The 9,957-nt window shown below is 72.4% G+C and carries 8 protein-coding genes; 4 read left to right on the forward strand and 4 right to left on the reverse strand.

Annotated features, from left to right (window positions below; all coding sequences use genetic code 11):
• Positions 1–331 precede the first annotated feature (331 nt).
• Positions 332–1,639 carry an MFS transporter gene (locus ABZ193_RS41840; protein WP_354714311.1) on the forward strand — a complete coding sequence of 436 codons (1,308 nt, stop codon included), beginning with the start codon at positions 332–334 and terminating at the stop codon, positions 1,637–1,639.
• Here the strand turns inward: ABZ193_RS41840 and ABZ193_RS41845 are convergent.
• A complete protein-coding gene (locus tag ABZ193_RS41845; RefSeq protein WP_354714313.1) occupies positions 1,588–3,597 on the reverse strand; it encodes a prolyl oligopeptidase family serine peptidase in 2,010 nt (669 codons plus the stop codon). The genes ABZ193_RS41840 and ABZ193_RS41845 overlap by 52 nt on opposite strands.
• A 29-nt stretch (positions 3,598–3,626) precedes the next feature.
• The gene (locus ABZ193_RS41850) at positions 3,627–4,187 is read right to left on the reverse strand and encodes a TIGR03086 family metal-binding protein (protein ID WP_020421081.1); all 561 of its coding nucleotides are present in this window, start codon (positions 4,185–4,187) and stop codon (positions 3,627–3,629) included.
• 80 nt (positions 4,188–4,267) lie between these two features.
• Here ABZ193_RS41850 and ABZ193_RS41855 point away from each other — a divergent pair, with 80 nt between their 5' ends.
• Positions 4,268–5,692 carry a PLP-dependent aminotransferase family protein gene (locus ABZ193_RS41855; RefSeq protein ID WP_354714315.1) on the forward strand — a complete coding sequence of 475 codons (1,425 nt, stop codon included), beginning with the start codon at positions 4,268–4,270 and terminating at the stop codon, positions 5,690–5,692.
• A gap of 35 nt (positions 5,693–5,727) precedes the next feature.
• Positions 5,728–6,156 carry a CBS domain-containing protein gene (locus ABZ193_RS41860; protein WP_020421079.1) on the forward strand — a complete coding sequence of 143 codons (429 nt, stop codon included), beginning with the start codon at positions 5,728–5,730 and terminating at the stop codon, positions 6,154–6,156.
• A 32-nt stretch (positions 6,157–6,188) separates the two neighbouring features.
• On the opposite strand, the gene ABZ193_RS41865 is transcribed toward ABZ193_RS41860, so the two are convergent.
• Together ABZ193_RS41865 and ABZ193_RS41870 are read right to left on the reverse strand one after the other, a co-directional pair.
• Entirely contained in the window at positions 6,189–7,247 is a 1,059-nt protein-coding gene (locus ABZ193_RS41865; RefSeq protein ID WP_354714316.1) for a DUF2293 domain-containing protein, read from the reverse strand.
• A 59-nt stretch (positions 7,248–7,306) separates the two neighbouring features.
• Positions 7,307–8,236 carry a hypothetical protein gene (locus ABZ193_RS41870; RefSeq protein WP_354714318.1) on the reverse strand — a complete coding sequence of 310 codons (930 nt, stop codon included), beginning with the start codon at positions 8,234–8,236 and terminating at the stop codon, positions 7,307–7,309.
• A gap of 254 nt (positions 8,237–8,490) precedes the next feature.
• On the opposite strand from ABZ193_RS41870, the gene ABZ193_RS41875 reads away from it, so the two are divergent.
• A complete protein-coding gene (locus ABZ193_RS41875) occupies positions 8,491–9,774 on the forward strand; it encodes a DUF4192 domain-containing protein (RefSeq protein ID WP_354714320.1) in 1,284 nt (427 codons plus the stop codon).
• The last annotated feature ends 183 nt before the right edge of the window (positions 9,775–9,957 follow it).

Raw genomic sequence — 9,957 nt, forward strand, 5'->3', positions numbered from 1 at the left:
GGGTGGGCGCGTGGCCGGGTGCGCGCATGGCGCCGCGTGAGCGTGCAGTCGGGCGCCCGTACGGCGCGGGGTGAGCGCGCGGCCGGGCATCCGCGCGCCGCCGGGTGAGCGCGTAACCGGGCATCCGAACGCCGCCGGATGAACGGGCATCCAGGCATCCGTACGCCGCCGGCTGAGCGCGCAGCCGGGCACCCGCACGCCGCAGGACGAACGCAGCCGGGCACCGACACGCTGCCGGATGAGCTCCCAACTCGCCCCATCCGGAAATACCTGAGGCCGCATCCGGTCCCGCCCGTTGAGCGAGCACCCCCGGAACCGGAGAGTCGCCGCCGTGACGACAACCGCTACCCGGGGCAGCCTTCTCGGCGTCTCCCTCGCCTACTTCCTCGTCCTGCTGGACACCACCGTGCTCACCGTCGCGCTGCCCGGCATTCGCGCCGACCTCGGCGGCTCGGTCGCCGGGCAGCAGTGGGTGGTCAACGGCTACACCGTCTCGTTCGCCGCGTTCCTGCTCGGCGGCGGCGCCCTCGCTGACCGGTTCGGCCCGCTGCGCGTGTTCCGCTGGGGTGTCGCGAGCTTCGGCGTCCTCTCGCTGGTCTCGGCGTTCGCGCCGAACCTGACCGTCCTCGTCGTGCTGCGCGTCCTGCTCGGCGTCGCCGGCGCGGCGTGCCTGCCCAGCTCCCTCGCGCTCATCAGCCGAATGCACCCGGACCCGGCGGCGCGGGCGAAGGCGCTCGGCGCGTGGGCGGCCATCACCGGCGTCGCGCTCGCCGCCGGGCCGATCGCCGGCGGTCTGCTGGTCGACCTCGCGGACTGGCGGGCGGTGTTCCTCGTCAACGTCCCGCTCGCGGCCCTCGGGCTGGCCCTCACCCGCGGCCGCGAGACGGCGCCCGCCCGCCGCGGGTTCGACGTCCGGAGCCAGCTCGCCGCATGCGTGTTCCTCGGCCTGCTGACCGAGGCGATCGTCGACGCCCAGCCCGTCGCGGCCGTCCTCGCGCTCGTGGTGCTCGCGTTGTTCGTCCACCGGGAGCGCCGCTCGGCGGCCCTGTCCGTGCCACCGGTCCTGGTGCGCAGCCGGGGCGTCGCGGTGAACCTGTTCGCCGGCGCGGCGGTGAACTTCGTGCTCTCCGGCGCGTTGTTCGCGGTGACCCTGCTGCTGCAGGACGAGCGCCACCTCACCCCGGTCCAGACCGGGCTGGCGTTCCTGCCGCTCACCTTGCCGACCGCGTTCAACCCGCTGCTGACCAGCCGGATCGTCGCCGCCCGCGGCCCGCGCCTCCCGGTCGTCGCCGGGCTGACCCTGCTGACCGCGGGCGCCGCTGTCCTGGCCGCGACCGTCCACGCGCCCTACCCGCTGCTGGCGTGCGGGCTCCTGCTGCTCGGCTTCGGTGTCTCCCTCGCCCTGCCCGCGCTCGTCACCGGCGTGGTGACCGCGGCGCCCGACGGCTACGCCGGAACCGCCGGTGGCCTGCTCAACGCCGTCCGCCAGGTCGGGGCGACCGTCGGCGTCGCGGCGATGGGCGCGGTGGTGGCCACCGGCGCGTTCGGCTGGGCGTTCGTGCTCGCCGCCGCGGTGGCGGCGAGCGGTCAGCTGCTGAGCTTCTGCCACAGGAACTCGAACAGCAGGGCCCACTTGTAAGCCAGCTGCTCGTTGTCCGCCGCGGCGCCGTGCCCGCCCTCGATGTTCTCGTAGTACCGCACGTCGTGCCCCTGCTCGAGCATGCGCGCCATCATCTTGCGCGCGTGCGCCGGGTGCACCCGGTCGTCGCGGGTGGACGTCATGAACAGCGTGGGCGGGTACTTCCGTCCCTTGTGGACGTTCTGGTAGGGCGAGTACTTCGAGATGTACTCCCATTCCGCCGGATCGTCCGGGTCGCCGTACTCGGCCACCCACGACGCGCCCGCCAGCAGCAGGTGGTAGCGCTTCATGTCCAGCAGCGGAACCTGGCTCACGATCGCGCCGAACAGCTCGGGGTAGCGGGTGAGCATGACGCCCATCAGCAGGCCGCCGTTGCTGCCGCCGTGGATGCCCAGCCGCTCCGGCGTCGTGATGCCGCGCTCGACGAGGTCCGCGGCGACCGCGGCGAAGTCCTCGTAGACCAGGTAGCGGTTCTCCTTGATCGCGCCGGTGTGCCAGCCCGGCCCGTACTCGCCGCCGCCTCGGATGTTCGCGAGCACGTACGTGCCGCCGCGCGCGAGCCAGCCGTGGCCGGTCACGCCGCTGTACGCGGGCAGGCGGGACACCTCGAACCCGCCGTAGCCGGTGAGCATCGTCGGGCCGTCCCCGTTGCGCGGCCGCACCACGAAGTACGGGATCCGCGTGCCGTCCTTCGAGGTGGCGAAGTGCTGCTCGACGGTGATGTCCGAGGCATCGAAACGGGCCGGGGCCTGCTTCAGGATCTCGGTCTCGCCGCCGACGTGCCCGTAGGAGAGCGTCGCCGGCTGGGTGAAGCCGCTGGTGTTGAGCAGGTACTCGTCGCTGTGGTCGGGATCGGTGTCGACGATCTCCGCGGTGCCCAGCTCCGGCGCCCCGGCCAGCGGCTCGCGGCGCCAGCCGTCCTCGCCGGGAGTGAGCACGTGCAGCTCCGTGTGCACGTCGGCGAGGGTGGTGAGCAGCAGGTGGTGCTTCGTCCAGTCCCAGGCCTCCAGCGACGTGCGCCCGTCCGGCTCGAACAGGACGGTGAGGTCGCGCTCGCCCGCCAGGTAGTCGTCGAACCGCGCGGCGAGCAGCGTGCCGGGCGCGTAGTCGCGGCCGGCGACCGTCCAGGCCGTGCGGGTCCGGATCAGCAGCCACTCCTTGTGGGTGCTGGTCTGCGCGTCCTCCGGCACGTCGAGCTTGACCAGGCCGTCGGGCGTGCGCAGGAACTTCTCCGTGCGGTAGAAGTCGATGGCGCGGCCGACGAAGTCGCGTTCGAACCCGGGCGTGGGGTCGTGGTAGGCGAACACCGCGACGTCGTCCGGTTTGCCTTCGAAGACCGTGACGGCCTCGGCGAGCGGGGTCCCGCGGCGCCACTCCTTCATGATCCGCGGGTACCCGGACGCGGTCATCGAGCCGGGGCCGAAGTCGGTGCCGACGTAGATGCGGTCCTCGTCGATCCACCCCACGCGGCTCTTGGCCTCGGGCAGCTCGAACCCGCCCGCGACGAACTCACGCGCCTCCAGGTCGAACTCGCGCACGACGGCCGCGTCCGCGCCACCGCGGGACAGCTCGGCCAGGCCGCGCCGGTACGACGGCCGCAGCACCGCCGCGCCCTGCCAGACCCAGTTCTCGCCCTCGGCCTCGGCCAGCGCGTCGACGTCGAGCAGGACCTCCCAGTCGGGCCGCTCGGTGCGGTAGGAGTCGAGAGTGGTGCGCCGCCACAGGCCGCGCGGGTGCGCCGCGTCCTGCCAGAAGTTGTAGAAGTACTCGCCGCGCCGGCGGATGTAGGGGATCCGGTCGTCGGCGTCGAGCACCTCGCGGGCCTCGTCGCGCAGCTGCTCGAACCGCGTGCCGCCGGTGAGCTCGGCGACCGATTCGGCGTTGCGCTGCCGGACCCAGTCGAGCGCCCGCTCGCCGGTCACGTCCTCGAGCCAGAGGTACGGGTCTTCGTCAGCCATGTCCCCATCCTGCCAGGTGGGGATGATTTTCAACGCCAGGCGGGGTCGCGGCCGGTCAGCGCGAGGAACCGGTCCAGTTCGCCGGCGTCCGGAGCGATCTCGACGACGGGCGCGAAGACGTCGTCGTCGGGGCGCGGCCGGGTGCGCATCCGCTCGGCGAACCGCAGCGCGACGTGCACGGCCTCCGGGTCGGGTTCGTAGGGCGCGTCGAGGGCGCGGGCGAGGTCCCAGCCGTGCGCGACCGAGTCGACCAGGTGCATGGTGAGCGCGACCGGAGCGGGGAAGGTGCCGAACTCGCGGACCGTCACCTCGCGGTCCAGCACCGCGTCGTCGGCGGCAGCGGCGAGGAAGGCGTCGACCGACTCCGCGTAGGCGCGGTACGGGTCGTCACCGAGCGTTCCGGTCGCCCAGTCAGGCGCGGCGCCCTCGCGCAGCGCCACCGCGAAGGCGTGATTTTCGCTCACCTGGTGGGTGAGCAGGTCACCGAGCGTCCAGCCCGCGCACGGTGTCCGCAGGCCGAGGTCGGTGACCCCGGAAACGATCTTGTCCAGGTCGGCGAGAACTCGCCGGTCGAGATCACGGATGTCCATGTGGTCAACCTAGGCCGACAAGTGGCCCTGCCGAAGGTCCAAAGCTGGGCCATCGGAGTTGGGCCAATTAGGCTGGCGAGGTGGACATCCAGATCGAGCTGGGGGCCGGCCGTGGCCGGCGGGATGCCATCTACCGCCAGATCCGCGAGGCGATCCTCGACGGCCGCCTGCGCGACGGGGACGCCCTGCCGCCCACCCGTGAGCTGGCACAACGGCTCGCGGTGTCGCGCAACACGGTCAGCGCCGCGTACGACCGCCTGGTCGCCGAGGGGTTCCTGGAGTCACGGGTCGGCGCGGGCACGTTCGTCGGCGCGGGCGCTCGGCGGGACGGCCGCCCGCCAGACAGGGGGCCGGCTTCGCTCACCCCGATCCCGGTGTGGGACGACGTGCCCCGTCCGCCGGACCGGTTCCGCGAGCAGCCGTCGTTCGACTTCCGCTCCGGCGCGCCGGACGTCTCGCTGTTCCCGTTCGACACCTGGCGCCGCCTGGTCACGCAGCAGCTGCGGCGGTCGCGGCATGACGTGCTCACCTACGGCGATCCGCAGGGGCACCCCGCTCTGCGGGAGGCGATCGCGCGGCACATCGGCGTGTCGCGGGCGGTCCGGGTCACCGCGGACGACGTGCTGGTCACGAACGGATCGCAGCAAGCGGTGGATCTCGCCGCCCGGGTGCTGGTCGAACCGGGCGCCCGGGTCGCGGTCGAGGATCCCGGCTACCCGCCGCCGCGGCAGCTGTTCGCCACACTGGGTGCGCGGCCGGTCGGGGTGCCGGTGGACGACGAGGGCATCGTCGTCGACGCCATCCCCGGCGACTGCCGCTTGGTGTACGTGACGCCGTCGCACCAGTTCCCGCTCGGGGTGTCGATGTCGATGGCGCGGCGGGTGGCCCTGATCGACTGGGCCCGCCGGCACGACGCGGCGATACTGGAGGACGACTACGACACCGAGTTCCGTTACACAGGACGGCCGCTGGAACCGTTGCGCAGCTTGGATTCCAGTGGCCGGGTGCTCTACATCGGATCGTTCTCCAAGGTGCTGCTTCCCGGGCTGCGACTCGGGTTCCTCGTCGCGCCGCCGGGCTTGCGGCCGGCACTGGCGAAGGCGAAGTACCTGACGGACTGGCATTCGGCGAGCCTCACGCAGGCGGCGCTGGCGGAGTTCATGGACAGCGGCGAGTTCGCCCGGCACATCCGCCGCACACGCCGCGAGTACGCCGCCCGGCGCGAGGTGGTGTGCCGCGTGGTCGCGCGGGAGTTCCCGGACCTGCGATTGATCCCGTCGTCGGCCGGACTCCATGTGAGTGCATTCAGCGCGACGCCGGTACGTCCGATGGTGCGAGCCGCGCGGCAGGCGGGCGTGCGGATCTACACGCTCGGTGACTTCACGGGCGTGCGGGATGCCCTGGATGGACTCGTTTTCGGCTTCGGCGCGATCCCGCGTGACCGCATCGAGCCGGGGCTGCGGGAGTTGCGGGCTTTCGCGGACAGCGACCGGGCTCTAACCTGATGTGAGCCGGGTCACGAGCAGCTTGGAGGCTGTCGATGCGGATCGCCGACTTACTGCGGAGCAAGGGGAACTGGGTGGCCACGGTGCGGCCCGAGTCGTCCATCACCGATCTGCTCGCCGGGCTGGCCGAGCACAACGTGGGCGCGATGGTCGTGGCTGGGGAGGACGGCATCGCGGGCATCGTGTCGGAACGCGATGTGGTGCGGAAGCTCAACGAGCACGGGCCTGCCCTGCTGGAACACCCGGTGTCGGAGATCATGACGACGGTGGTGGCGACGTGCACCCCGCGTGATTCGGTGGACGACTTGAGCGTGCTGATGACCCAGCGCCGGGTGCGGCACGTGCCCGTCATGGAGGGCGGGCGCCTGGTCGGGATCGTCAGCATCGGCGACGTGGTGAAGAGCCGGATGGAGGAACTGGAGGCGACGCAGCAGCAACTGGCGGCCTACATCGCGCAGGGCTGAGCTCGCCGGACCGCCTTTCCCGCCATCGCGGTTCACCCGGCTGAAGGCTGGGCCCACCCCTCCAGCACCCGGTCCAGATCCGCCCGGATCCGCTCCCGGGCGTCCGCGCGCGGCACGCCGTCCATGAGCAACCGGTCATAGGCGGTGTCGAGGTGTCGCACCGAGGCGATCACCGCGAGCCGCACGGCTTCCTCGTCGAGCGCCCGCCCGGCCGCGGACCGCCCGACGCGCCCGCTGCCCCGGCTCCCCGCGTGCTCGGCGATCGACTGAGCCCGCTCGGCCGGGCAGCCCGGGTACAACCGGCGGACGACCTCGGCGAAGGCGGCCTGGAACTCGACGTCCTGCGCGGCCCGGCGGTGCGCGTCCCGTTCCCGCCGGCGGGCGCGGACGTCCTCGTCGGCGAGGCACTGCTGTTCGGCGCGTTCGAGCGCGGCTTCTTCGACGAGGATCCCTTGCCGCTCATGGCGTTTGCGCCGCCGGTTGAAGCGCAGGACCAGCACGGCGAGGGTGCTCTCCTGCTTCGCGCGGCGGGACAGCGCGGCGTTGCCCGCGGGCAGGAAGACGAGGTGGTCGAAGTCCGCGCAGGCGAGGCACAGGTGGCCGTCGCCGTCGGGCAGGTGCAGGTCCCCGGCCGCGCCACGGGTCGCGCAGCCCACGCAGGTCCAGGCGTTGCCTGCGGTGGTCACGGCGAGGTCCGGCGCCTTGTTCTGCCGTTCGGTGAGGCGGGCGCGTTGCTTGTCCGTCAGTCCCGGGGCCAGCCAATGCGTGCGGCACAGGCGATCGAGCGCGTCGTCGTCGGTGAACCGCAGGTCGCGGCGATCCCGGGTGCCCGCGACGTAAGCGCTGTCGGACGGGCTCAGCCCGTTGGCGCGGGCCCAGCTGCCCAGGCACTCCAGGGCTTCGGCGATGCGCGTGTTATCGACGGGAAGTTCCTTGGCGAGGGGGCTGAACCGCCCGCGGCGCCACTCTTCGACGCGGGAGGGATGCACCCAGCCGAGTGCGGTGAACACCTCGACGGGAGCGACGTACTTGCGCTGGGCGAGCGCGGCACCCGCCACGGAGGCGACGCGGTTGTGCAGTTTGCCGGCCATCGGCCCGGGAGTCTAATCCCGGCACCTGCGGCCACGGCGGTGGCAGTTCGGTCGGCGGGTCAGGGCAACTCGCTCACCGTCGGCCGAAGGGCGCTGATCCCGGCCGTCAGCGCGGCGCGTCCCTCGCCGAAGCTCGTTCCCAGCGGCAGTTCGGTCAGCAGCACCGCGACGTAGCGGTAGCCCGGCCCGACGAGCCCGGTCGTGTTCAGCACGACGGCCCGGCTGATCTCCATCCAGCCCTGCTTGACCGCGCGCGGCAGTCCCGGCAGGCCGTCCGGGATGCCGAAGTACTGCGGGAACCCGTCCGCGGCCGGGGTCCGGATCGCCGCCAGCCCGTCGAGGATCGGCTGCCGCGCCTCGGGCGGCACCTCGGTGGCCAGGTAGCGGTAGATCGCCACCAGGTCGTTCGGGGTCGTCCTGGTCATCTCCCACTGGTCGGAAATCCGTGGCGGCTGAGTGTTCTCCAGGTTCATCAGATCAGCCATCCGCGTGACGATCGATCCGCGTCCGCCCGAGTTCCAGAACGATTCGGCGTCGCCGTCGTCGCTGAGCGACAGCATCTCGACGATGCGCTCGCGCTGCGCGTCGCTCGGGGCGTGCCAGCCGCCGGTGTGCAGGACGTCGAGCGCCATCAGGAGCTTGACCACCGATGCCGTGTAGAACTGCCGGTCGCCGTTCGCGGAGGCCAGCAGTTCGCCGGTGGCCGTGTCGTACAGGGCGAGTCCGACGGTGGTCCCGGACACCTCGTGGGTGACCGCGCCGGTCGCGGCGGCGGCGAGACGCGTGCGCTCGTCGGCGGTCAGCGTCGAGTGCGTGGTGCTGACCGATGTGGCCGACGGTGTCGTGCTGGTCGACGGCAGCGCGCTGGGCGCCGCGACGGGCACCGAACCGGTGTCCGCCTTGCCGATGGTCAGCGAGGTGACGACCACGGCCGTGGCCACTCCCGCGCCCACCCCGGCGAGCACGACGCGCCATTTCATGCCCCGCATAACGTCCACCTAATCGGAATCGTGCCCCGCGGAGGTAACCGTACGGTAAAACCACGCGACCTCATGTCGATCTTCGTCAGGTCGGGTGGAATCTACTGTGGACCGAGCGGACCGGGCCGGACACCTTACTCCACACCCCTGACAGGAATGCGCCACCGGCCCGCGCGGGCGGGAAGTTGTCCACATCGTCCTGAACCATCCACAGAATCCCGTTCTGTTTCGGGAACACTGGTTTTCTGCCCCATAGTGGTTCCATGACTTCCACGACCACCAACACCGGCACGGACGGCCGGATCACCGTCCGCATCTCCGACCCCGGCGAGCTGATCGCCGCGGTGCCGCACCTGCTGACGTACCGGCCCGGCCCGTCCGTCGTGCTGCTCAACCACGGCGGCCGGGAACGCATGATCACGCCGGTGATCCGCGCGGATCTGCCCGACGAGGCGTGCGAGCCGGACATGGCCGGTGATCTCGTGCGCGCCGTGCTCCGACATCCCGGCGCCGGGGTGACGGTCGTGATCATCGGCCGCCACCCCGGCCACCGGGCGCCGCCGGGCCGGTTGCCGCACCACGGCTTGGCCCGCCGGTTGACGTCCACGTTCGGGAACGCCGGACGCCCGGTCGATCACGCCTTGTGGGTCCCGGAGATCCGCGGCGGAGCACGGTGGCGGTGCTACCACGAAAGGTGCCTGCGAGGCGTGCTGCCGGACGACCGGGAAACCGTGCTGGCCGCCACGATGGCGACGAGTGGCCAAGTGACGTACGGCAGCCGCGAGGAGATGGCACGCCTGCTCGACCCCGACGACCCAGCCGCCATCACCCGGCGGCAACACATGCTGGACGAAGCGATCGACAACGGACTGACGAGACCGAGCCCCACTGGGCCGGCAAGCAAGGCACAGCAGCCCACGGCGGCCAATCCCAACAAGGCAACGCACGGCGCCGCACTGGGTGCGTTCACCGAGGCAAAGTCGGCTGCACCGACCGCCAAGGGCGGCGCCGCACCGGGCCGGTGCGGCGAAGCGGAGTCAGCCGAGCCCGCCGCGGGCGGCCCAGCGGGTTGGCACGCCGCGATGGGCGGTGCCGAACCGGACTGGTTCGGCGAGGCGCAGTCGGCCGAGCACCTCGCCGTCGTCCGCGTCGCCCTGGCCCGGGCCGTCGCGGGCGACTTCGACCTGAGCGACGACGACGTGGTCTCCCTGGCGATGGCCCTGTCGGACCTCACGGTGCGCGACCGTTGCCTCACGACGGCCGACCCGCCCGGCGAACCCCCGTCCACCGCCGCCGAACGGCTGTGGCTCGAACTCGTCCGCCGCACCCCGATGCCGGAACGCGCCGAGCCGGCCGTGCTCCTCGGCTACTCGGCCTACCGCCGCGGGGACGGCGTCCTGGCCGCCCTGGCGTTCGACAACGCACTGGCCGCCCACCCCGGCCACCGCCTCGCGGAGCTCCTCCGGATCTGCCTGAGCCACCAACTCCCGCCCGACACACTCCGCCGCCTGAGCGACTGCCAGGAAGGAGGCCTCATGCCCAGCTGACCCAGCCCGCGCGCCACCGGAGGCCGGCGCGGCGCATGACGGTGGAGGGAGCGGCTCCCGCAGGCGTCCGTCGCGGCAGGACCAGCCGGCGCGAGGCACCTCAACGGCCGAGCGGACTCCCGATCGGCACCGGCCGCGCAGACCAAGCCCCGATCGGTGCGGGCCGCGCCGATCGGGGCGGCC

It is taken from the genome of Amycolatopsis sp. NPDC006125, assembly GCF_040614195.1.
GTDB classification, from domain to species: domain Bacteria; phylum Actinomycetota; class Actinomycetes; order Mycobacteriales; family Pseudonocardiaceae; genus Amycolatopsis_E; species Amycolatopsis_E tucumanensis.